Annotated in this window: 14 protein-coding genes; 2 read left to right on the top strand and 12 right to left on the bottom strand. The window is 46.6% G+C overall.

From position 1 onward, the window contains the following. Positions 1–12: 12 nt before the first annotated feature. From KN811_RS17165 to KN811_RS17200, 8 genes are all read right to left on the bottom strand, one after another. Positions 13–2226 carry a S9 family peptidase gene (locus KN811_RS17165; RefSeq protein ID WP_187964187.1) on the bottom strand — a complete coding sequence of 738 codons (2214 nt, stop codon included), beginning with the start codon at positions 2224–2226 and terminating at the stop codon, positions 13–15. Between the two features lie 53 nt (positions 2227–2279). Then, complete coding sequence (locus KN811_RS17170; protein WP_187964145.1) at positions 2280–3671, bottom strand: aminopeptidase P family protein; 1392 nt, start codon at positions 3669–3671, stop codon at positions 2280–2282. 363 nt (positions 3672–4034) lie between these two features. Continuing rightward, the gene (locus KN811_RS17175) at positions 4035–6161 is read right to left on the bottom strand and encodes a thioredoxin domain-containing protein (RefSeq protein ID WP_247716537.1); all 2127 of its coding nucleotides are present in this window, start codon (positions 6159–6161) and stop codon (positions 4035–4037) included. 666 nt (positions 6162–6827) lie between these two features. Then, a complete protein-coding gene (locus tag KN811_RS17180; protein WP_187964144.1) occupies positions 6828–7451 on the bottom strand; it encodes a thioredoxin family protein in 624 nt (207 codons plus the stop codon). Between the two features lie 294 nt (positions 7452–7745). Continuing rightward, positions 7746–8159 (bottom strand): OsmC family protein, encoded by a 414-nt coding sequence (locus KN811_RS17185; RefSeq protein WP_187964143.1) that lies wholly within the window; start codon positions 8157–8159, stop codon positions 7746–7748. 86 nt (positions 8160–8245) lie between these two features. Then, positions 8246–9118 carry a helix-turn-helix domain-containing protein gene (locus tag KN811_RS17190; protein WP_187964142.1) on the bottom strand — a complete coding sequence of 291 codons (873 nt, stop codon included), beginning with the start codon at positions 9116–9118 and terminating at the stop codon, positions 8246–8248. Positions 9119–9156: 38 nt separating this feature from the next. Further along, complete coding sequence (locus KN811_RS17195) at positions 9157–10248, bottom strand: trypsin-like peptidase domain-containing protein (RefSeq protein WP_187964141.1); 1092 nt, start codon at positions 10246–10248, stop codon at positions 9157–9159. 27 nt (positions 10249–10275) lie between these two features. Then, positions 10276–11445 carry a type III secretion system chaperone family protein gene (locus KN811_RS17200; RefSeq protein ID WP_187964140.1) on the bottom strand — a complete coding sequence of 390 codons (1170 nt, stop codon included), beginning with the start codon at positions 11443–11445 and terminating at the stop codon, positions 10276–10278. A 588-nt stretch (positions 11446–12033) separates the two neighbouring features. Between KN811_RS17200 and KN811_RS17205 the strand changes: the two genes are divergently transcribed. After that, a complete protein-coding gene (locus KN811_RS17205) occupies positions 12034–15105 on the top strand; it encodes a SusC/RagA family TonB-linked outer membrane protein (protein ID WP_187964139.1) in 3072 nt (1023 codons plus the stop codon). Between the two features lie 39 nt (positions 15106–15144). Continuing rightward, complete coding sequence (locus tag KN811_RS17210; protein WP_187964138.1) at positions 15145–16767, top strand: RagB/SusD family nutrient uptake outer membrane protein; 1623 nt, start codon at positions 15145–15147, stop codon at positions 16765–16767. A gap of 254 nt (positions 16768–17021) precedes the next feature. Here KN811_RS17210 and KN811_RS17215 read toward each other — a convergent pair whose 3' ends face one another. From KN811_RS17215 to KN811_RS17230, 4 genes are all read right to left on the bottom strand, one after another. After that, positions 17022–18083 carry a substrate-binding domain-containing protein gene (locus tag KN811_RS17215; protein ID WP_187964137.1) on the bottom strand — a complete coding sequence of 354 codons (1062 nt, stop codon included), beginning with the start codon at positions 18081–18083 and terminating at the stop codon, positions 17022–17024. A gap of 119 nt (positions 18084–18202) precedes the next feature. After that, positions 18203–19780 (bottom strand): glycoside hydrolase family 16 protein, encoded by a 1578-nt coding sequence (locus KN811_RS17220; protein WP_247716538.1) that lies wholly within the window; start codon positions 19778–19780, stop codon positions 18203–18205. Positions 19781–19806: 26 nt separating this feature from the next. Next, positions 19807–21324, bottom strand: a complete 1518-nt coding sequence (locus tag KN811_RS17225) for a RagB/SusD family nutrient uptake outer membrane protein (RefSeq protein WP_216334911.1) — start codon at positions 21322–21324, stop codon at positions 19807–19809. Between the two features lie 18 nt (positions 21325–21342). Then, positions 21343–24834 carry a TonB-dependent receptor gene (locus tag KN811_RS17230; RefSeq protein WP_216334912.1) on the bottom strand — a complete coding sequence of 1164 codons (3492 nt, stop codon included), beginning with the start codon at positions 24832–24834 and terminating at the stop codon, positions 21343–21345. Between the last annotated feature and the right edge of the window lie 106 nt (positions 24835–24940).

Here is a 24940-nt window from a genome sequence, read left to right on the forward strand (position 1 = left end):
TGGGCTGTATGGCTATTGATCCATCCCGTTCTTTTCCAGCAGATAATTGGTGATCAGGGTGTATAAATGCCGTTGTGTATTTGCTCCTTCATCTATATGGTGCGAACGGTTGGGATAGGACATCATACGGAATTGTTTATTATGCCGTATGAGTTCGTTGACCAGGTATTCCATATTCTGATAATGCACGTTGTCATCTCCTGTTCCGTGGATGATCAGTAAGTCCCCTTCGAGGTTTTTGGCATAGGTTACGGGAGATCCTTCGATAAAGTCTTCTTTGTTTTCCTGTGGCAATCCCATATAGCGTTCCTGGTAAACGTTATCGTAAAAAAACTGATTGGCCACGGCAGCTACGGCGACTCCTGTCTTATAGACCTCCGGATACCGGAACATAAGGTTCAGTGTCATGGAGCCTCCCCCGCTCCAGCCCCATACGGAAACCCTTTCTTTATCTATAAAATCCCATTGAAGCACTTCTCTGGCCGCCAGGGCCTGATCATCGGTGTTCAGCACTCCGACTTTCCGGTAAATGCTCTTGCGCCATGCACTTCCTCTGAGCGATGGAGTACCGCGGTTGTCTAAATTTACAATGATAAAATCTTTCTGCGCCAGAAAAATATCATACAGGCCAATCCAGGTATCGGTTGCCATCTGTTTCCACGGCTCGCCATAGACATGGAAAATAACCGGGTATTTTTTCGAAGGGTCAAAACCAGCCGGTTTTATGACCCTGCCATCCACGTCCACACCTTCTGAAGTGTTGACCCGGAAAAATTCTACCGAAGGGAGTTCCAGGGCCTTTAATTTACTCTTTAACTCACTGTTGTCTACCAATGTGCTTATGGTTTTATGCCCCGGTAAACTGATGAGCCTTGTGGTAATCGGGGTTTCGGCATCGGTATGGTCATGAATGGCGTATTTGCCGTTCGGTGAAATATTGTAAGTGTTCACACCGCTAAAGGTTTCCGGGGTCAATCGCTTTATTTTTCCTTTGCCGTTAAGGGAAACACTGTATAAATACCGCTGCGCGGGATCATCGGGAGAGGCACTGATATAAATGTCCTTTTCAGTCATGGCATAGTATGCGGCCACATCAAAATTGCCGGGCGTGAGCAGGGTCTGTTTGCCGTTATCGATATCTACCCTGTAAATATGCCGCCAGCCGTCATTTTCGGTCATCCGCAGGAATGCCGAATTGTTGTCGGTAAGCAAGAGGTCATTATCTCCCCATTGATTGGACGAGAGGTCCGGGTACTTCAGGTCTACCCAGGTGTCTTCAGTCTCGGTATATATTTTTTTCAGCCTTTGGGAAGAGGGCCTGTACGTATAGATATTCAGTTCGTTTTGCTTCCGGTTCAGTTGCTGAACGAGCAGCAGGTCATCGTTTACCCATTGCATGGCCGGCAAATAGTGCTGTACGGCATCTCCGGGAACGGGGATCCAGGTGATCTCTCCGGAATTAACATCAATCACCCCTACCCTGGCCGAAGAAGGATCGTAACCCGCTTTCGGATATTGAAGCGGAACAGGTTTTGCATAGACGGAATCCGTATTGTTAATCATATAAAAGGTCCCGATCTCCGAGGCATCCAGTTGCCAGAAGGCTATTTTTTTGGCGTCGGGGCTCCAGCTAAAACCGTCGCGCGTTCCGAACTCTTCTTCGTAGACCCAGTCAAAAGTCCCGTTAATAATGTCGCCGTTGCCATCTTCCGTAAGCCGGGTGGTCTGTCCGGTCGTAAAACCTTCTTTGTAAATATTAAAATCGTGGACATAGGCCACAAAGGCGTTATCATCGGAAAATTTGGCAAACATTAATGATGATGCGGGAAAGTCCTTCCCTATTTGTTGCAACCTGCCGCTGTTAAAATCGTATACCCAGTAATCCCCCTTGGTATTGGAACGCCATACACGGCTGGAATTGGTAAAGATCAACACCTTGGTTTCGTCCGGGCTCAGGGTAAAATCTTCTATACTTAAGGCCCTATCCTCTCCTTCCGGGGTTATTTTGGCTGCGGACAGATATACACTTTTTTTGTTGTTTCTGCTGACATACCGGATCAGTTGATCTTCCCCTTCAGCAGAAGGTTCAACAGTTACAAAAGCATCTCCGTTCTCCACCCAAAAGACGGGCCGTTGGCTGTCCGTATGAAATTCAGAAGAATTGTATATACGATCTAAGGTGAGTAGCGGATCTGTTTGTTGTCCGTGCAACAATACTGTCCCCATTGTGATAAGGACAAATAACAATATGCTGTTTCTTTTCACTTTCGTTGAAGTTTTTACACGTTTTTGAGATTCTCTATATCCTCCGGTGTTTTGGCCAGGGGCTCTCCCAGCAGTTCACTTCCGGAAGGGGTGATCACAAAATCTTCTTCGACACGGATACCCCCAAAACCTTTGAATTTCTCCACTTCGTCGTAGTTTACAAACTCGGTGTATTTTTTCTGTGATCGCCACGAATCGATCAGGAACGGGTTGAAATAGATCCCGGGCTCGACCGTAAGCACATAACCCGGCTCCAAAGCCTTGCCCAGCCTCAGGGATTTAAGGCCGAATGCCGTGCTTTTCTTCAGGTCTTCGGTATAACCTACATAGGCTTCTCCCAAATTCTCCATATCGTGTACATCCATTCCCATCATATGTCCCAGTCCGCATTGAAAAAACAGGGTATGGGCACCGGCAGCCACGGCTTCTTCGGTATTTCCTTTCATCAGCCCCATTTCCTTGAGGCCTTCTGTGAGCCTGGTACAGGCCAGCAGGTGGATATCTTTAAAACGAACCCCGGGCTTTAGTGCTTCTACGGCCGAATTGTGCGCGTTTAAAACGATATTATAAACCTGTTTTTGCAAGGGTGAAAAAGTTTTTCCCGCGGGGAAAGTCCGGGTCATGTCACCGGCGTAGTTCATGGCCGTTTCGGCCCCGCAGTCGCACAATATGAGATCTCCTTCTTCGATCACAGCCTGGGTAGCATGGTTGTGCAGGTATTGTCCGTTTTTGGTGAGGATGATGGGAAAGGAAATATTTCCACCACCACCAATGGCAATAGCCTGTAAATCTCCTGCAATTTCCTTTTCTGTTTTTCCGGGAACAGCATTTTGAATGGCATAGGTATGCATTTTTGCCGTAATATTTACCGCCTTATGAAGTTCCCGGATCTCTTCGGGAGATTTTACGGCGCGTTGCTTTGCTACGGCCTTTATAAATGCTTCAGACTTGTTTTTCTCCACTTCCCCGACAGGAATGCCCAGGAAATTGCTCAACTGAAAGGTGGTTTCTGACCGGTATGGGGGGAGAAAGTGTATTTTGTTGCCCTTTTGTTTTTGTCGTGCCAGGAATGTGGAAAGTTCTTTAAACGGCTTTACGCCGGATATGCCCGATCTTTCGGCAAGGTCCGAAAGGGGAGTTGCAGCTCCTATCCATACCATTTCCTCCGGGGTGGGATCGTCGCCGAAGAGGATCTCCCGGTCATTCTCAATATCGATAACAAAATAAATACCGGGAATATTATTGATCCCTGTGTAATACAAAAAACTGCTGTCCTGCCGGAAAGGGTACCAGTTGTCTTTGTAGTTCATACTGCTCTCTCCATTGCCGGGAAACAGCAAAATACCTTGTTTAACTTCGGTTTTTAATTCCTGCCTTCTGGCGATATAGGTTTCTCTGGAAAACATTAAGATCGTTATTTTACGGGATTATTTTACCTGTTTTATCTTCTGGCCGGGGGATAGGTGACGGCTGACCGATGACTGATTACCGATAACCGATGCGCCAACTGTTTAAAAATAGGTTAATCGTTGAAACATAAAAAACGCATATCCCGACCAGGTTTTTATCATCATTTATTTGCGTATAAACCTATAAATAATCGCCAAGTTTCTGTGTGTGTATATTAGCAAAAACTGATATTTTATTAACAGGGATGCTAACCAAAACGGTTAAATCATGTAATTTTAATATGAGCTTTCCAGCCTTTACGAACCGAAGAAGTCATCGGCATTTCCTCATAGCCGGGTCAAACTCCCCGTCCTCTTTCGTTACCAGTCTTTTTCCAACTGGTCCAGGGCGTCCCTTACCTCCTGTACTGGTAATTGGCATACTTTATCACGACATACATAGATCATCGTTTCTCCGTCTACCAGTTTATTTTCCAGCAAAGGGAGGTTTTCCGCCGTGCCTCCCATAAAAAGGGCTGTGGGGAGATATTTCTTTTGCAGGTCGTGACTTTTGGTCCCGGCATCGCCTCCCATAACGGCAATTTCATAGGGCTGGTAGGCGATCAATCCCATCAGCATGGCCCAGTTGGCGTAGTAAGGGCCTCCTTTGGCCATGTATTCTTCGGTGTGGGCCAGCATGGTCCTGCTCATCCGGATATGATCTTTATCGTAGAAATATTCGCCCAGGCGATACAGCACCCCGGCCATTACCGAATTGGAAGCGGGAATAACATTATCGGTAATTTCCATTTTGCGGGCCACAAGGTTTTCCGATTGGTCGGAAGTATAATAGAACATTCCGCTGTTCTCATCCCTGAAATGGGTAATGGCATAGCCGGTAATTTTCTTTGCGAGCCTCAGCCAATGGACGTTAAAAGTGGCCTGATAGAGTTGTATGTAAGCATCGGCCAGCAAGGCATAATCGTCCAGGAAGCCATCTATTCCGGCCTCTCCGTCCTTGTAATTTCGCCAAAGGTGCCCGTCCTCCCCCATCATATTTTTTTCCAGGAACCCGGCATTCTTTACGGCGGCTTCGAGATAGCTCTTTTCCCCAAGGGCCAGGTAGGCGTTGACATAACCTTTCAGCATCAGGGCATTCCACCCGGTGAGTATCTTATCGTCCGTAGTAGGGCGGATGCGTTTGCTGCGTTCCTTCAGCAATGTTTTCCTGGCCTGTGCAAGTGTTTCTTCCCACTGTTCCCGCGCAATGTTATGTTTTTGTGCAAATGTCCCCGCATCCGATTTCCGGTACAGGATATTCTTACCGCCTTCCCAGTTGCCCGATACGGTGACCTGGAAATAATCGATCAGCAGTTTTGCCGTTTTGGAGTCCAGCGCATTTTCCAGTTCTTTCTTTGTCCACACGTAGAACTTTCCTTCTTCACCTTCGCTGTCGGCATTCAGGGAAGAATAAAATCCTCCGCTGGTATGAGTCATTTCCCGGGCTATAAAATCGAGGGTTTCACGGATCACCCCGGCATATTTTTCCTCATTGGTCACCTGATAGGCATGAGCATATAAGCTGACGAGCTGTCCATTGTCATACAGCATCTTTTCAAAGTGCGGGGCAAACCAGCGGGCATCGGTGGAATACCGGGCAAAGCCTCCTCCTACCTGATCGTAGATACCGCCCCTGCTCATGGCATCGAGAGTGGTGGTTACAGCTTTCAGGGCCTCTTTATTTCCGGTCAGATAGTGATATTGCAATAAAAATTCCCAGCCCACGGGCAAAGGGAACTTCGGTGCCCGGGCATAACCGCCCCGTTTGTGATCGATCCGGGAATCCCAGCCGTCAAACAGTTTGTCGTAGGCTTCTGTGGTAAAACCGGGATCGGCCTTACCGGCTACCGTAATCACTTCCTGGCTGCGTATTCCCTGTGTCACTGCCTTGGCCTGGGCTACTGCTTTTTCGTGCTGGTTTTTATAGATATCGGAGATCTGGCGGAGTAAATCCTTCCATTGGGCTTTCGGGAAATAGGTACCTGCATAGAACGGCCTCCCGTCGGGCAGGGCAAAAGCGTTCAGGGGCCACCCTCCGCTACCGGTGAGCAGTTGAGCCGCATTCATATAGATCTGGTCGATGTCCGGGCGTTCTTCGCGGTCTATCTTGATGGCCACAAAATTGTCGTTCATCAGTTTTGCCACCGTACTGTCCATAAAAGACTCGTGTTCCATGACATGACACCAGTGACAGGCCGCATAACCAATACTGATAATCAACGGCTTGTTTTCCTTCCGGGCTTTTTCAAGCGCCTCATCCCCCCATTCATACCAGTCCACAGGATTGTCTGCATGCTGCTGTAAATAAGGGCTCCTGGCCTTGTTCAGCCGGTTGAGGCTCCTGCTGTGCTGCAATTTGTCTTTCTCCGGCTGTTTACCCTGGGCATATCCGGAAGTGACAAACAACAACATGCACACCCCCAAAACCCAGATCTTCCCCCACTCCATAGCCGTTTTTTCTTTTAAATTTACAAATGAACCCGTTTAACGTTCAACCCTTTACTCCCACTTTAATTTATCCTGAGTACTTCGATACTTCGACATGCTCAGTACAGGTAAACTCAGTATAGTATTTGACCGAAGGACTCAGGATAAACTTTTGTGCCCAGGGCGGCAGGTTCAAGGTTAATTAATTCAATCCGCACCGAATACCATTTACCTACCGAGCACATCTCATCCTTCTTGCATTTTATAACTTTCCGTTATAAATTAAGTTTTCTATAAGTCTTTGTCAACACCTCCTGCGGATATCCCGGGTAATACAGACTATAAATATAAAGGAATATTCTTCTACCACTGTTTTAGCATTTCCGGGGTATTACAAGCATTTTCTTGGCATTGGTATTCCCCCATAAACCGCTCTTTAATCCCGTTGTAAATGTTAAAGTTAATCATTTTTTTAAGTTACTTTATATCAGGACCCTCGGGGGCACATGCATTTTAAAACGGAATATGGCGGGGTTCAGGATTAAAATTCAAAGGTTCAACATCATTGATCCCTGAGCCCTTCGGTCAAATACTATACTGAGTTTACCTGTACTGAGCATGTCGAAGTATCGAAGTACTCAGGATAAACTTAAGACCACCCTTTATTTCCTTACTCCTCTACGGGGATCAACCGATAGCTTTAACCGGAGTATTTTTTTTCAACAGGGCGATAAATTCCTGCTGCATCGTTTGTGTTTTATCTTTGGCATACCAGGTGTGCAGTTCTTTTTCGAAATCGTCCCAGCTACGGTCGCCGGGTGCCGCTTTCCAGTCCAGGAGCAATTGCTGTGCCGGCTCGGGCCTTGGTCCCCAGGTAAACAACTCGTTCCCGGACGGATCAAAGGCCGCCAGTTTGGGAATGGACCGGGCGCCGTTAGTCAGATAACGGTCCATCAGGTCCGGATTTTTATCCCGGAGGATCATATGAAGGCGGATCATTCCGTTACTTTCTGCTGCCATTTTTGCCATGACCGGGATATTCTGTGCACCATCCCCGCACCAGGCTTCTGTGATCACCCACCAGTCTTGTGGTTGTTCCAAACCGGACAGCAGTTCTTTGAGTTCAGCTTCTATTTTGGCTGTTTTGTCCAGCCGTTGCGTCCGTTTCAGGTTTAAGGCTGTAAATCCGGCCAGGGCTTCCGTTTGTTTGGAGCCGGAAGTCCTGCCGTTCCTGACAAGTTCTTCCATCCATGCCACGTATTCCGAATAGTTAAAAATATTTCCTTGAATTGAAGTTTCCAATTTATTCATGATCTCTAAAAATATTTTGACCGGCCTTTCCAAAAAAACAAGCGTATCATGGCAAGTGACAACACCTTTCGGTCCATTGCCCGTACGCTCAGACCGGCGGCCGGCGTGCTTCGTTTATTTTTGTATAAATTACCGGAAAAATACCAAAAGAACCTTTCAAATAGATATTTTGAAAGGTCCTTCGGCTGTATTTCCCCTCCCCTTTACATGAAGGGGAAAAGTCTAAAGAAAAAAGATGGTGTTTCGCTTAAAATATGTGATTGTTTTCACGATGTTCCCAATTCATATTAATGATCAGGAAATAAGCTGTGCTTGCAGTTCAATTTCAAAGCTAAAGGCCTGGCTTACCGGACAGGTGGCTTCGGCATTTTTGGCTATGGACTGAAAAGTCTCTTCATCTATACCGGGAACCCTGGCTTCCAGTTGCAGCAATGACCTGGTGATCTTACCATCCTCCAGCGTAACGGTAGAAGTTGTATTGAGTTCTCCGGGTTCATAACCGGCATTGGTGAGGTCCAGGCTGAGTTTCATGGTAAAACAGCCTGCATGTGCCGCTGCGAGGAGCTCTTCCGGGTTTGTACCTGTGCCCTCGGCAAAACGTGAGTTAAAAGAATACTGGGTTTGATCCAGAACAGAACTGCCGGTGGTAAGGTGTCCTTTTCCGTCTTTGATGGTACCGTTCCATACGGCTTTTGCTTTACGTTTCATAATTGTTTTATTTAAGATCAGACATGAATTAATTTTTGATAAAACAAAGATACGTCCGTCCAAAGCCGTTAGAAATACATAAAAGTCTATTCTGATTGTACATTTTTCCCTTGAAGATATTTTTTCTTAAATACAGCAGGGCTATCTCCCACTTTACCGGTAAAAAGGCGGTTAAAATAGGCCGGGTCTTCATAGCCCAGGTCGTAGGCGATCTCTTTTACACTCAGGTCGGTGTAGTTCAGCAGTCGTTTGGCTTCGAGCATGATCCTGTTCTTGATGACCTCATTGGGCTGGGGCAGGTTAAAACGTTTGAATTTATTGGATAAGGTCTTGGGCGCTACGCTCAGTAGTTCGGCATAATCGGCTACGGTATGCCTGGTCCTGAAATGGATCTCCACCAGGCGGCTAAAGTCCCTGAAAAATTCAATTTCCGGGAGAGGCTCGTGATTCAGTTTACCGAGTTGTTGCTGTTTCCACAATCGGGTGGCCCGGATAATGATCTGCTTGAGGTATATCCGCAGCATTTCTTCCTTAGCAGATGCTTCCTCTTCAAATTCTTCCCGGATCTGCTCATACAGGTTCAGCACAAGAGTATTTTCCTTTGGGGAAAGTTCGGTGACCGGTACCTGGTACACATTGTTAAAAAGCAATCCGTCGCAGGCCACTTCGGCATCGTGGATCTGGATGCAATAAAAGTCACGGTTATAATACATAAAATGGCCCTGTTCTTTTCCCGCTTTGTGAATGTGCATATGCTGGTTGCTGTTCACAAAGAACAAAGCCGGCTTTCGGGTGCGATAGTCCGTAAAATCCACAGTAAGCTCATATCCCTGAGGGAGGTACAGGATCTTGATATAGGAAATATAATCAGGACTGTTGATCTCCTGAAGGGAAACTTCGGAAACAGGCAGGAGGCCTATTTCCTTATAGTGATCGGTATATTGCATATTCCGGTTCATGCTATGTGTAAAAAAATTGTCAGTTTATAAGCCACAGCTTACAGTTGATTTTCGACAATTTTAGAGAACGAGGTCATCTTACAATTGTAATTATCCACAAAGAAATCATCGAGTTCATCGGCTTTTTGAAGCAACCCTACAATATTCTTTTTAATATCATCTGCCTTTGACGAGAACGCATCGGTCACGGCAACCCTGTAAGAAACATAAATGGTATCTTTAAAAATACCCAGTTTATAAGGGTTTACATTATCTTTCAACAGGTATTCGAGCAGGGGTTCCAGATTGCCTTTGGGCAATTCGTTTAAGGGAGATGTGACATACAGGTAATTATTCTTAAAAAGGAATATCCGTATCAGGGAGCTACCGTGGTGAAACTCCCACAGGTTGGCCCCATTCCTTGCCAGGACCGGATTAGTACCTGCTTCTGCCAGTGCTTCTTCTACAAATACGGCTATTTTACTCAACTGTTGGGTCTCGAAGGCAAAGACCCTGGTGTCTACATTGCTGCCGCAGCTATTGCAGTATTCCACCTTTTCGGAGATCAGGGCACCACAGGAATCGCATTTCAGCGAATATGAGGTATAGTCGGTGATGGACGACCATGTATCCAGTTCTTCCATCACGGTTTTCAACGGGATCCCGAAACCTACATTGTCGGCATTGTTAAATTTTGAGGTGGTTACCGCAACCAGTTCATCGCTGTGGTTCAGCATGGGGCCTCCGCTGTTCCCGGGGTTTACCGCGGCATCCGTTTGCAGATAATGCCTGCCGTCCATTAACTGGTCGGGAGCAGAGATAATGCCCTGGGTCACCGTATAAGGCATTCCGAAAGGAAAGCCGTGCACAAAGATCTGGTCCCTGCCATACGGGACAATTTCTTCATTGATCCTTACCCCGGCTGCATTAAGGCTGTCCCAGCATTTGAGAAAAGCCAGGTCGGTCACGGGGTTCACCATGACCACATTGGCCAGATAGCGTTCTTTTCTCGTGTTTTCGACCGAAACCTCCCTGTTCCCGTCAACTACGTGATAGTTGGTGATGATAACATCGTGTTCTTTAACATAAAACCCGGAACCACTTCCCGCGGCCGTGTTGATCTTGAATATTGATTCTGAAACATTTCCCATGACGAAATGATTATTTTTTTAATGATACTAATTGAATAACCTGGAGAAAAAACCCTTGCTTTTTTTCGTGCCCGAAGCCGCTGCTGAAAGCCGGTCGGTCATGATATTGTCCAGGGCCCTGAAAAGTATTTTGCCCGATTCCTCCCACGATCTTTCCCCCGATCTTTCTAGGGCATTATAGATCTCGTTCGTGTATTTATCCTCTATCGAATTATAATACATCAGGTAATAAAAGATGTATTGAACGGAAAGACTGCAGGCCATGTAATCTCTCTTGCCAAATTCCGTTTTTGCCCTTTCATAAATACTCTTCATAATCTCCTTGACAGCTGCGTCATTTGCATTTCGCTTGGGAGACACAAAATTTTCGATCTCGTAAAGGTCATTCCTAAACTTATCCGCATCCCAATCCTGCAATTTTCTCAGGAAGTCCCTGGCGTAATTGATCCTTTGCGGAATCTGGTCTTTGGTGGTCATCTGATAGCTGATCTCCTTTTCCAGTTCGGTCCTCAAATAGCCCTGGGGAAAGCAATAGTTATCTATTTTAAAAAGCGTAATGGCCACCATGTCCCAGGAAAAATATTCCCAGCGCTTATCTTCAAAATAGTCTATATACCGGATGGCTTCGTCCACGATCTTCATTACATTGCCGTGGAGCTCCTCCTGTTTTTCCGGTGTGTATTCCCGGACAATGGGTTCGCTGATCCTTCCGGCCTTGAACTGCTCTATGAATTTATCGTCATAACTGTCTGCATAAATACAGATGTCGTATAAAATATCCCATACTTTATAAGGCTCACAAGTCTCTATCGGGCATTCGTATTCAAAAGACAGCCGCCCTTCCTTTAGCACTATATGGACCAGGTTGAGGGGCGAAAAATTGATCTGGGTGACCTGCCTGTACAGGGGGATGGGATTTTCTGCCGGAACCGTCAGAAACGGAGCGCTCACCTTAAAGCTCTGGTCCGTGACCTTTATATTGACCATCACCGAACCATGCGGAATATTGAATTCGGTCTTATCAGTATTGCCATATTTTTCAAACAGTACCGGATTGGCATACCGGATGACCCCTATGGCCGATTCTTTATATTTCTTTGCTTCATAAGAATCCATTACATGGTCCCAGTAAGCAATATCGACCTGGCTCCTGTTGCTCTTCAGGACGGAAGGAAAATATTTTGGCGACTTATTCATGTTTTTATTTTTACGAATTAACAATTCTATGATTCAACGGCCAGGCCTGTCGGGACCCACATTTATCCGGGGCGAAGCAGTTTATGGATACACTATGAACAAAGGGCAGAAATGCAATCCCTTCCCTTCGTATTGACAGGGGCCGTCTTTCCTTCTTTCACTTCTTCAGTACATCCTGTCCGCAAACAGGTAATGGCTAATTGATCTAACGGTTGGAGTATAAACAGATACCGGAGTTTTTGATCCGGGTAAAAAACTTTTTCAAAAATACGCATTTCATCCTCGTAAAAAAATCCCCGGGAACCGGTATTTTTTACCCGGGTATAAAATGCAGTCCGGAGGTTTTGCAGGACTTTAAGGGCCCTGATACATACGCCCTCCTGAGAGGTCCAACAAACTTTTTGATCATTTTGCATTTCGTTGTTGTTTTCCAAAAAGAAAGGTGTTTTTACGCAGTACAATTAATACTTTATTGAAAATATAACATTTTTAAACCGAAAAACATATCAAATATATTTTTTTGACTTCCATTTGTTTCTATATTCGTTAACGTTAACGAAATCTAATTATTCAATCAAACTCCAAATCATGAAAAAAGAATTCCGGAAAAAGATCCGGCTTCCGAGCAAGGGTCTATTACTGAAACACCTGGTCTTACAGTTTTTGCTAAGCTCGTGTTTTATCTTTAACGGTACTTCCAAAGAAGCTGCCCATGTACCTATGCAGCAGCAAATACAGGGCACAGTATCTGACAGCAACAATACGCCCTTGCCAGGGGTTAGCGTATTGATCGTAGGAACCACCCAGGGCGTGGTGACAGACTTTGACGGCAAATTCAGCATTGAAGCCGAAGACGGGGACGTCCTGGAATTTTCTTATATGGGTATGAACACCAAACGTATTACGGTGTCCGGAACTGCTCCTGTACAGGTTGTAATGGAAGAGAATTTCGAATCGCTGGATGAAGTGATCGTCACAGGTTACGGTACCCAGAAAAAGGGAGAGGTCACCGCGGCCATATCGTCTATAGATGCCGGTGCTATTGAAAAAATTGCCACTTCCAGCGGTATAGATGCCATAAAAGGTCAGGTTGCAGGTGTAGACATACAGTCCCAGGGGGGAAGGCCCGGTGAAAATGTCACGGTAAGAATAAGAGGAAGGAGATCCATAGGAGCTTCAAACGACCCCCTGTATGTCATTGACGGAATTCCGCAGATCAGTGGTTCCAGCTCTATTTCCGACATCAACCCTCAAGACATCGAATCCATGCAGGTCCTGAAAGATGCGGCAGCAACAGCTATTTACGGTTCGAGAGGCGCCAACGGGGTCATTCTCATCTCCACAAAACGGGGTAAAGCGGGAAAAACCACCGTAAGCTACAGCAGTCACTTTGGTGTGACCTCGGCAACCCGCCTGGTGGATATGATGAACGGACAGGAATACGCCGATATGAAACGGGAGTCCAGAAGGTCGTCCTGGGATGGCAGTATTCCGGACGATTCAAAAGTTTTTTTAGATCCCGTTGAATTAAAATCCATAGCTGAGGGCCGCTCAACCGACTGGCTGGACAAGGTAGTTGGTTCCGGCTGGCAGACCAACCACCAGATAGGGATCAGCGGCGGATCTGAAAAAACCACCTTTAATGCCGCAATAGGGTACTTTAAAGAGGAAGGCACCATCCCTACCATGGATTATGAACGCTATACCGGAAGGATCAATTTAGATCACAAGATCAGTGACATGTTTAAAGTCGGGATGTCTTTTACGGTATCTCACGCCATACAAAACTGGGGTTCCTCCTCGACAATCGGAGAAGCATTGGCCATCAACCCCCTGGGTGTTCCTTATGATAATGAGGGTAACCTGTTGTTCTTACCCACAAACGACGGACAACGGACCAACCCGCTGAACGAACTGGTGGACGGGGCTTATATAGACGAACGTAAGTTTTCCAGGATCTTTGTTCCGATATACCTGGATATCTATATAAACCAGAATCTGAAATGGACCACCACCTTTGGCCCGGACATTCGCTATCGCAGGCGCGGCCTGTTCAGGGGCAGCCTCACCAACGCCAACAGAGGCGGACCGGGGGATGCTTCCATAGAACACAATGATAATTTCGGTTATACCCTGGAAAATTTACTCACTTACAATCAGTCCATCGCTGAGGACCACAATTTAAAGGTAACCTTATTACAAAGTATCCAGAAATCCAGACAGGAAAACTCCAAGTCCGGCGTGTCCAATATTCCATACGAAGAACAACAGTTCTATAACCTCGGTTCGGCATCGGTAAAAGGGGATATTACATCCGGCCTCATAGAATGGAGCCTGGCATCCTTTATGGGCAGGGTAAATTACGATATCGGAGGAAAATATCTGTTTCAGGCTTCCCTGAGGGCAGACGGATCTTCTCGCCTGGCCCAGGGGAACAAGTGGAATTATTTCCCGGGGCTTTCCGCAGGATGGAGAATCTCCGAAGAACCGTTTATGGAAAATGTGAAAATGGTGAATGACTTAAAGATCAGGGCTTCCTACGGGGAGGTTGGCAATACCTCAGTAGATCCGTATCAGACCGCAGGGAGACTGGAAGGCACTACCTATGCCTTCGGAAAAGCTCCTGCCCTTGGCTTCGGCCTGAATGAACTCCCGAACCCCAATTTGGGCTGGGAAGTTTCCAAGACCATAGACATAGGTCTGGATTACAGCTTATTTAACGGAAAAATACAGGGAAGCGTGGACTGGTATCGCACTCAAACTTCAGACATCCTCCTGAACCGAAGCCTCCCCTACACCTCGGGTTATGAGAAAATCTTACAGAACATCGGGGCCACCAGCAGCAAGGGACTGGAATTTAATATAGATGCCAATATCATTGACAATGAAGACGGGTTTAAGTGGAACCTTGCATTTAATATAGCGGGGTATAAAGAGAAAATAACAGAACTGGCCCTAAAGGACGAAAATGGAAATTCAATAGATGACGTAGGCAATCAATGGTTTATCGGCAAACCCATCAATGTGTTTTACGATTATAAAAAAACAGGGATATATCAGGCAGACGAAGCAGAACTGGCCGTTGCCATGGAAGACAAGGTTCCCGGTGAAATAAAACTGGAGGACATCAACGGAGATGGAATTATTACTCCGGAAGACAGGGTTATCCTGGGGTCGGATGTTCCCGATTTTTACGGAGGAATCACCAATTCCTTTGCGTACAAGGGCATTGACCTGAGTTTCTTTTTCTATTTCCGCCAGGGGCAGATGATACAAAGTCGTTTTCACAATGATAACAATGCCTTATTCGGGAGGTATAATAATCTGGATGTGGATTACTGGACCATTAACAATCCTACCAATGCCTATCCCAGGCCCAATGAAAACCAGGAAAGACCGAGAAATTCGTCGACCATAACCTATTTCGATGGCAGCTATATCAAATTGAGAGATATAAGCCTGGGCTATAATTTTCCCAAATCAGTGACCGAGCGTTTGGGCATGTCCAATTTAAGGCTATATCTCTCGGGCCAGAACCTGTTCTTTATTACCAAATATGATACGTTTGATCCGGAAGAGGCTGAAAAGGCCTCTAATGCAGAACGCAATATCATTCCCAGTAACAAAATGTATTTGTTGGGACTGAAAGTGACGTTTTAAAATAGCATCTCAACAATATTCTAATTAAAGATCCATATCATGAAGAACAAAATATATTTATCTTTTGTAGTATCCCTGGCTTTTTTAAGCTGGTCCTGCAATAAATTTCTGGAGGAAGACCTGGTATCTGACGTATCGGCGACTCATTATTATACCACAGAAAAAGGTTTTCAGGACGCAGTAAACGCCACCTATTCCAGGTTAAAGGTATTTTACGGGCAGGAAATAGGTTTTACCATGACCACCTTTGGCACCGATATTTTTACCAATGGTTCTGACGGCGGTCATAAATTCTTTAATCTCTATGACGGTACTCTCGATCCCTCCGGGAGCTTTGTCCGCGATGCGTGGAAGGACTGGTATAAAGGTATTAACCAGGCCAATGCGGTGATCCACAGGTCTGAAGAGCTGGAAATGGATGAAGCCCTGAAAAATGTGAGATTGGCCGAAGTACACTTTTTAAGGGCATTGTTCTATTTTAATATCGTAACCACCTACGGGGATGCCCACCTCAGCCTGGAAGAAACAGAAGGTATGGAGTTAGAGGCTAACAGGACGGCCAGTGCGGAAATATACAAGCAGGCCATTGTTCCGGACCTGGAATTTGCCGTGGCGAATTTGCCGGATACCCAATCCGATTACGGCCGTGCTACAAAGGCAGCCGCAGAGTTTCTCCTGGGAAAAGTACTGCTTACGAGAAGTTATACCTCTTATGCCGATGGGAACGACGCTACGCGTTCGGAAGCCCTGTTTACTAACGTCATTGAAAATTACGGTTTTTCTCTCCTCCGGGACTACGGTGACCTCTGGGATATTGAAAACCAGGAAAACCAGGAGATCATTTTTTCCGTGATCAATTCCAAGACCCAGGTAGACGATGGCACGGACGAATCGGGACACCGGGCACATCTGTTCTTTTTGATGGAATACGACGTTTTGCCCGGAATGAAAAGAGATGTAAAGAACGGAAGACCGTGGAAAAGATTCAAACCCACAGATTTTCTGCTCTCGCTCTGGGACCGGGACAAAGATACCAGGTATGATAAAGGCTTTACACATGTCTGGTACACCAATAATCCCAATGAAACGCTTCAAACGGGAGATACAGCCGTTTATATCCCGGGACCCGGGAAAGACCAGTTGTGGCCGGAATCCCGACAGGACAGCAAGCCCTATATGGTCATTACCCACGAGGAATATACAGAGCGGTTCTATCCCAGCATGTTAAAATGGCTGGACCCGACCAGGCCCGACCATCAAAAGGAACAGGGACAGCGCAACCATATTTTAATGCGCCTTGCCGACGCTTATTTACTAAGGGCCGAAGCAAGACTACAACAAAACAATACCGCAGGGGCTGCCGAAGATGTAAATACGGTGAGGCGAAGAGCGGCAAAAGGAGGAATGGAAACGGAAATGGAGGTAACTGCAACCCGGGTAAACCTGGATTTTATCCTGGACGAAAGGGCGCGGGAACTCTATGGCGAAGGCTACCGCTGGTGGGACCTGGTCAGGACCGGAAAGCTGGTAGAAAGAGTGCGCCTGTATAACCCTGCAGGTGCCGTAAATATAAAGGACTATCACGTTTTGAGGCCTATTCCCCAGGATCAGATAGACCGGACACTGAATGAATACCCGCAAAACCCCGGGTACCCGAACTAGATCTTAAGAGATCTTGCGCTAAGTTTATAAAGTAAAAAAGAAAGCTATGACGTAAGACTTCAAGACATAAGATATAGGACTTTAAAATGTGGAAAAAAGACGTTAAGCACAACCCCATAAACTAAATAATCTGTAAATAAGATGACTAAAATTAAATGGATAATTTCAAAATTTGTAAAGTTTGACCATCCTTCAGTCCTACGTCTTAAGTCTTGAAGTCTTACGTCTAAAAATAATGGGGTTTTTATTTTTTGTCATGTACTGAACACTTCGGTATAAAGATTTTCCTTTACAATAATTTCTACGGAAATATCTACATACAATTCGGAAGCATCCTTTTCGGTCAAAAACCGGAACAAGCCTTTTATGGCCGTGTATCCCTGATATTCCGGTTTTTGGTTGATCAAAAAGGCAATTTCTTCGTCTTTTAAACATTTCCGGTTTTCCCGGTTCAGGTCAAAGCCTACTATTGATGCATTATCTATACCGTATTTCCGGAGGATCTCCGGGATGACGTATGCGCGGGAATTCGTGACAAATATACCTTTAGGCCGCTTATTCTTTAACCAGCTTTCCATATCGGGCGTAATTTCGAACGAACGATCCAAAGGGTGGTTCACGGTCTGTATTTCTATATCTTTACCTGTACAGTTCTCCCTGAAAAATTCCCTGAACCCCGATTCTCTTTGCTTATTATTGGCATGCGGCCCCTTCGCATTGATCAGGTTGACCACCACGTAGAGCCCTTCATCTCCTGCCAGGCCGTGTAACAATCTGCCTGCCACCTTCCCGGCATGATGCGAATTCTGACATATAAAATAACCGGGATGGTCCAATGCTATTTCCGTATCGAGAAAAACAACGGGAATACTTTTTTGCTTTGCTCTCTTCATCAGATCGTTACTTTCCGCCTTAAAAAAGGGAACTGTGACCATACCGTCGAAATCCGCTTCCAGGACCTTATCGCATCCTGCCATGAATGAGAGCGGATCGGAAAAATAGTAATAGGTGACCAGGATGCCCAGTTCGCTTAATTCATCGACAGCCTTATTGATCCCCTTTTTGGGAAGCTCCCAGTATCTCCAGTTATTGGTGACTTCGGGGATCAAAACAGCGATCTTTATCTTTTTATGAGAAGCCAGTTTAAGGCGACTGGCTACCGTGTTCTTTTTATACCCGGCTTCTTTGATCACCGCCAGTACCCTTTGCCGTGTTGTTTTCGAAACACCTTCCCTATCGTGTAATACCCGATCGACTGTTCCGATTGACACCTCAGCCAGTTTCGCTATTTGCTTAATTCCTATTGGTCCTTCCATATGAGAAAAGTTTCGGGGGCCGGTGCTTCAAGGTACGCACTATCCTACGAAAATAAAAAACTATACCAATATAAAAAAGACGCTTTTTACGGATATTTTCCAATACACAAAGGACAACTTCAATCTTCGGACGCTCTTTTTTTAACCGTAATATCATCGAGCAGGACATCCTTATCCCCTTCATTTGAAATGGATATCCGTACGGTTTTCATATGATCCCCAAATTCCTCTCCTGTTCTGAAATCTATCGATTTTCCGGTATACTTTCCCTTCCCCCTGTTCTCACGGCTCACTATCTGACCCGGTTCGCCTGTGACCAGGGTTATATTATCAATACCGGTCTTTACACTTCCTTTTCCCTTGATCCAATACTCCAGTTTATAGGCTGTATTATTATTTAAATATACATATTGTTCGACGGCCTGTCCCGGTTTTAACAGTACAGCTTTACTTTCATTTCTCCCCGCCCCGTTCCTGAGCTCGCCCGTTCCTTCCCAGGGCAACAGGCTTCCGCTCTCTTCAAAACCGGGATTGGGAAGTTCGTTCCCGTCGTTTAAGGGCCATTGATATCCGCGTATATAATCCACTTCCATATGTACTGATCCGCCACCGCCATAGCTTCCCAGCAGGACATTCATAAAATGGTTGGGAGAATAGATCTGGTGCTTGTCGGTATATTCCCTGATCAGGTCGCCATTGATATAGTGTTTGATACTGTTCGGTGTCCAGAGAATGCCATGCGTTACCCAGTTGTCCACATGTTTGTAGCCTTTGGCAATATGGGTGGCCAGGTTGTGCTGGAATTGCCCGTTCTTATCCACATGGCCATGCAGGACAAATTGTGCATTGAGGTATTCAAAAATATCGATCTCAAAGACCTGTCCCTTGGGCCTGATCCCTTTTACACCGTTTAATGTGGTCCCTTCTTCCAGGTAATACCTAAGGTCAGGCCCGGGTGAGTCGAACCAGAAAGCGGTGTTAAGGCCGCTGGGCTTACCTGTGCTGCTTCTCTTTACCCTGGCTTCGAAATATCCGCCCCGGCTATTGTCCAGGAGGTTTTCATCGGTCCTCCAGTTGTAGGTCTGTATGGAAGATATCTTTTTTCCGCTCTTTTTGTCGTAAACCTTTTCGGGGAGGAAGTCATTGACAAAAATATCTATGGTTTTTCCGTTAAGCGTGTATGCGGCTTCGGGAAGGTTGCCTTCGCGCATGTCTTTTTCAAATTCCCCGCGCAAATGGTCTATGGAAGAATAATAGTTCGTAAACCACTTGTTCCTGTTGAGCAACAGATCGTTAAACTCATCGTGCCAGAACAATTGCATGCCTTCGGGAACAGCTTTTGAACCTGGATTCGTTGTCAGTTCTTCCAATTCCTCCGGCACCAGTCTCCAATTCTTTTCCGTAAAGACTTTTCCTGTGACAGTGCCCAGGGTTTCCGTGCTGTTATAGGGTTCGATCCAGACATGATATGTTGTTTCCGGTTTAATATCCTGTATGTAATAGCGGGATTGATCCTTGTCCAGAACGGCATTTGGCTCATCAGGCCTCTGTCCGTTTAAAGACCAGAACAGGCGATATCCGCCTGCATGTTCCGCAAGGCCTTCCAGATCGATCCGGATCCAGCTACGGGTTCCCAATAATTGAAGCGTTGAAGAAGAGGGAGCCTGTGCACAGACTCCCACCCATAAAATTGTCAATAAACAAAACAATGTGTTTTTCATGATTAATTATATCCGGGATTTTGCTTTATAACTCCATTGCTCTGATTGACCGCCGTTCTCGGGATAGGGTATAACACCTTAAACGGTTCTGCAGTACCGGAGCCGTCATCCGCGGCCCTTTGGACATACTGCCCCCAACGGATAAGGTCGTCCCTTCGCCATCCTTCGGCCCAGAGTTCGAAAAGGCGTTCATCCTGTATTCTGGCCAGGAACTGTTCTTTCGTAAGCCCCTGGGAGACCGGCTGCACCCCGGCCCTTGCCCTTACGGCATTGATCGCTTCATAGGCTTCGGTATCAGGCCCTCCATGCACTTCGTTCAGGCTTTCGGCGAGCATTAACAATACATCTGCGTAGCGATAGACCGGAAAATCGACCGCGCTTTTCTGTGCATTTGCTCCTGACGGATCCGGTCCGAACTTTACGGCCACTGCACCGATATCCCCGTTTTCCCTTGCATTCTTGTAGATGATATTGCCTTCCTCGTCCTTACCTACGGGATATTCTTCAAGCAGTACGTTCAGCCTTTTGTCCTCCGGGTCGAATTTGTCATACGTCTTCCACGGAACCTTATAGCCTCCCCAGGCCGTAAGATCAAGCCCGGAAGGGTCCCTGTAATCGGCGGGCAGTGCATGAGCAAGCCACATATTGGTATAATTATCCCCTCCGGTAGCCGTACAGACCACAGCGAGGATAATTTCGGACGAAGCTCCCCCTTTGTTATTGATATTAAAAAGGTCTTCATATTCGGGTTGAAGGGAATAGCCCAGTTCTGTGATCTGTTTCCCAGCGGAGACGGCTTTATCCCATTGTTTTTCGTGCATATACAATTTCATCAGGCCCGTAAGCGCCGCTGCTTTGGAAAAACGGCCGTAATCGTCCCCGGCAAATTTCGGCGGGAGCACTTCGGAGGCTTCCAGCCAGTCCTTTTCGATCTGTTGTACCATTTCCTCGCTACTCGGTCTGGGTACGGCCGGTGCATCCGGATCGGCAGCAATCGCGGCATCTGTAATGATGGTCAAAGGGCCATAGGCAAAATACAGCAGTTGTGCATAATGTGCCCGAAGCGCTTTTAACTCGGCAACATACCGGTTTTTTAGCTCCCCGTCCATTTCAATATCCTTGATATCATTGAGGGTAATGGCAATCCGGGAAATATAAGGCAGGTAACGGGAGTAATTATGTGTTACCCAATCAAAGTCGGGATTGAAATTAAGGGTCTGCATCCGCGCCCAGTCTCCGCCCCATGCACAAACACCTTCATCGGTGGTCATCATGGCCTGGGCACGCCATCCGTATGTACCGGAACCCCAGCCTCCCTGCCAGTCCGATCCCCCGGCAAGGCCTGTATAGGCCGCGCTAACGGCCGCTTCCACCCCTTCGGGCGTATCCACGATTGAATTGAGGTCCCCGTAACTAACGTAGTCCAGGTCTTTTTCACAGGCAATGAACAACAGGATGCTGCTGAACCAACCCGCAAGAGACATCCATTTAACTATTTTATGTTTTTTCTTGATCTTCATGAGCGTATTTTTAACGGTTTAGAAAGTGGCGTGGATACCAAATACATAGCTTTTTACCAGGGGATAGAAATTATCCGGATTGAGTTCAGGGTCCAGTCCCGGGTAATTGGTTATGGTAAACAGGTTTTGCATATCAAATGACAGCTTTAGCGAAGAGATCACTTTCTGTTTTTTCATCAGTTTTTCGGGAAGGGTATAACCGAGCGTAATATTCCTGGCCCGGAGGAAAGAGGCATCTACCAGCCAGTAATCCGCCCCGTTCTGGTATCCGGAATAAGTTTCATCATTCAGTGCCGTGGGAAATGTTCCATTGGTATTCTGCACGTTCCACCTCCCGGCAGAGACAGGCATGGCATTAAAGCCAAAGGCATCCATGGTATTCTCCGCGGCCCTGCCACCTTCATAAGGCGACCATTTTTTCTGTTTCATGCCCGACAGATAGACATACAGGTCAAAGCCTTTATATTCAAAGGTATTACCGATCCCGAAGATCAGGTCGGGGTCCTCATTTCCGATATAAGTTCTGTCCGCTGCAGTGATCGCACCGTCGGGAGCTATCAGGTTGCCTTCGTCGTCATACCCGTGTATATCTTTCAGGATAATACCTCCGGGCAGCATTCCCGGCATATGGCCCGGGGCAGTACCGTACTCTCCCTTGAACAATCCGTCCGACTTATACCCGAAAAAGGGATTGAACAGTGCCTTTTTACCTTTTTCAACCTCATACTTTTCGAGTACTTTAAGGGCTTGTTCAGACCTTTCCACCCAGTAATTGAGGTAGTGCGAAAGGTTTATATTGGTGGTCCACCGAAAGCCATCCGGGGTCGCCGGCTGTATATTCCGGGCCTTCAGGCTGATCTCGTAACCTGTTGACCGGGTTTTTCCCGCATTGGCATACACCCCGTCAATGACAAACCCGGTAGGATAAGGGACAAACGAGATGAGATTACGGATTGTCTTGTTAAAATAGTCTACCGTACCGGACACCCGGTCGTTGAAAAAGCCGAAATCCAGGCCCACGTTAAACTCCCCTGCCGTTTCCCAGGTCAGATCGGGATTGCCTGCCCTGGACAGTGAAAGGCCGGAGCTTACGCTATTGGACCCGAAATAGGCACTTAAATCTGTATTATACAATGCAAATGCAGCGGATTGGAAAGAGCTGTTCCCCGTTTCTCCGTAGCCTGCTCGCAATTTGAGGAATGAGATCTGATCCACGGACCTCATCCAGGATTCGTCAGATATCACCCAGCCTGCGGACACCGCGGGGAAATACCCCCATTTCCTGTTCTCGGCAAAGATCGATGAACCGTCCCTCCTCAGGGAAGCCTGCAGGATGACATTGTCTTTATAGGTATAAATAACCCTGGCAAAATAGGACGCCCAGGTAGTCTGGCTCTTTCGGGATCCCACGGTCGGCCGGTCGGACTGGCCGGACTCCAGGGAATAATAGGAAAGGCCATCGGATATAAAATCCTGGTTCCCCGCATTAAAGCCACCCCAATCCGTTTGCTGATACGTATAGCCGACAACAACGTTCAAATGGTGTTTTTCGGCCAGGTACTTATCGTAATTCAGCGTATATTCATATAACTTGGACTGTGAATCGGACTCGGTGATACTGGCCGCTCCGTTGGCCTGGGCCCCGTAAAGAAAGGTCGTCGGAAAATAGGAAGAGCGTTTGGAATAGGACTGGTCATAGCTAAACCTCGCCTTGGCCTTCAATCCGTCTATGATATTCCATTCACCGAAGGCGCTGCTGAGCAAACGGTTGGATTTGGTGAGATCTGTAATGGTCTCATAAGACAGGGGATTGGGAATGTTCGGGTAATACGGGCTTAAAGGATAGCTGCCATCCTCTCCCCTGAGTGCAACCGAAGGCGCCCAGTAGATCGCCGATGTTACGATCCCCCCGTTTTCCAATGTTCCTCCCGTTATGGTATTATCGGCACGCGAATTGGACATCACGATATTTGCCCCCAGCTTTATTTTGTCGGACAGGGTGTGTTCGAGATTGAGCCTTCCGTTGTATCGTTTGTAGTCCGAACCGATGATCACCCCTTTCTGGTCAAAGTAGTTTGCAGATGCGAAATAGGTCGTTTTCTTATTCCCCCCGGACAAAGTGATATTGTGCTGCTGGGTATACCCGTTCCGGGTTATGGCATCCGTAGCAGCCTCCCGGTTCGCAGGGATGTTGTTAATTTCTTCCTGAGTAAACACCGGGGTATACGGATCTACGGTCGAAGGGTCTGTTGTACCGTAATAAGGGGCTATCTTATTATCCTTATACCACTTTTCCTCCCGCAGCAGGTTGCGCTGCTCCATATATTCCCTGGCACCGAATACCGGGTACATCCTATCGGCCCGCTGAAACCCATAGTTTGAAGAATAGGACAGGCTCGACCTTCCTTCTTTTCCTTTTTTGGTAGTGATAAGGACGACCCCTGCTCCTGCCCGGGCCCCGTAAATGGAAGCGGCACTCGCGTCTTTCAGGAACTGGATGGATTCGATATCATTGGGATTAATAAAGTTTAGCGGGGATTTATCCACACCGCCTTCTCCGTATTTAGAACCGACTCCCCCTCCAAAATCAGGCTGGCCGGCAGAATCGTTTACAGGGACACCGTCAATAACATACAACACCCCTGCATTGGCAAACGACGGGTTGCTCCTGATCTGTACCGATACCCCGGCCCCGGGCTGCCCGGTAGACTGTATAACCTGCACACCGGCCGCTTTTCCCTGAAGGGTCTGCTGAAAATTGGAAGCTACCCCCATGTTCAGGTCGTCGCTGTCCACCTTGGTCACGGCGCCGGTTACATTCTTCTGTTTAACGGACCCGTAGCCGATGACCACTACTTCATCCAACTGGGACATGCTTTCCTTTAAGGTTACATCGAGTACGGATTGATTATTCACCGGAAGCTCTATGGTCTCAAAACCCATATAGGAAAATACCAGGACGGTACCGGGTTCTGTATGTTGCAGGCTATATTTCCCGTCAAAATCGGTTGCCGTACCGGTTGAGCTCCCTTTGATCACTACACTCACCCCGGCCAGCGGAATACCGCTTGCATCGGTCACGGTACCACTGACCCGGTCCTGTGCCGACGACCGTATCAGGCTGTTGATCATACCAGGATTAAGCGATGTCAACTGTCCGTTTTCTTCCTTTCGCAACAGGCTGGCCAGTTTTTCCCTGATCTCTGGGTTATTCCCGGGGTATAATACGATCTGTTCATCCACCACCTGGTAGCTGATACCGGTATCTTTTAAGAGTTCCTGTAAAATATCCTCTACCTGCTTATTGTTCACGGACAGGGACCTCTTCTGTGAGATATCAATAATACTGTTGTTGTAAAAGAAATTGTAATCGCTTTTACGCTCTATCTCTTTGAGAATACTTTTCAGCTCCTTGTTATTGGCATGCAGGGAAATATTTTGCGAAAAAACATCGTCTGCTGCAAACAACCGGACCATACTAAAGCAAAGTAATGCGACGTATATCTTCATAATCCGAAATAACGGGATTCCGGACGGGAAAGTCCCGTAACCGTTTTTTTTCATAATTTTGATTAGTTTTAATTATTTAATTGTTCTCAATTAGATAGTTTCGAGG

Source organism: Sinomicrobium weinanense (genome assembly GCF_018863395.1).
Taxonomy (GTDB): Bacteria; Bacteroidota; Bacteroidia; order Flavobacteriales; family Flavobacteriaceae; genus Sinomicrobium; species Sinomicrobium weinanense.

Coding starts and splice junctions, on each gene's coding strand:
- KN811_RS17185 (WP_187964143.1), bottom strand. CDS start 8,159: ATGAAACGTAAAGCAAAAGCCGTATGGAACGGTACCATCAAAGACGGA.
- KN811_RS17170 (WP_187964145.1), bottom strand. CDS start 3,671: ATGTTTTCCAGAGAAACCTATATCGCCAGAAGGCAGGAATTAAAAACC.
- KN811_RS17210 (WP_187964138.1), top strand. CDS start 15,145: ATGAAGAACAAAATATATTTATCTTTTGTAGTATCCCTGGCTTTTTTA.
- KN811_RS17230 (WP_216334912.1), bottom strand. CDS start 24,834: ATGAAGATATACGTCGCATTACTTTGCTTTAGTATGGTCCGGTTGTTT.
- KN811_RS17225 (WP_216334911.1), bottom strand. CDS start 21,324: ATGAAGATCAAGAAAAAACATAAAATAGTTAAATGGATGTCTCTTGCG.
- KN811_RS17175 (WP_247716537.1), bottom strand. CDS start 6,161: ATGGAGTGGGGGAAGATCTGGGTTTTGGGGGTGTGCATGTTGTTGTTT.
- KN811_RS17205 (WP_187964139.1), top strand. CDS start 12,034: ATGAAAAAAGAATTCCGGAAAAAGATCCGGCTTCCGAGCAAGGGTCTA.
- KN811_RS17195 (WP_187964141.1), bottom strand. CDS start 10,248: ATGGGAAATGTTTCAGAATCAATATTCAAGATCAACACGGCCGCGGGA.
- KN811_RS17165 (WP_187964187.1), bottom strand. CDS start 2,226: ATGGGGACAGTATTGTTGCACGGACAACAAACAGATCCGCTACTCACC.
- KN811_RS17180 (WP_187964144.1), bottom strand. CDS start 7,451: ATGAATAAATTGGAAACTTCAATTCAAGGAAATATTTTTAACTATTCG.
- KN811_RS17200 (WP_187964140.1), bottom strand. CDS start 11,445: ATGAATAAGTCGCCAAAATATTTTCCTTCCGTCCTGAAGAGCAACAGG.
- KN811_RS17190 (WP_187964142.1), bottom strand. CDS start 9,118: ATGAACCGGAATATGCAATATACCGATCACTATAAGGAAATAGGCCTC.
- KN811_RS17215 (WP_187964137.1), bottom strand. CDS start 18,083: ATGGAAGGACCAATAGGAATTAAGCAAATAGCGAAACTGGCTGAGGTG.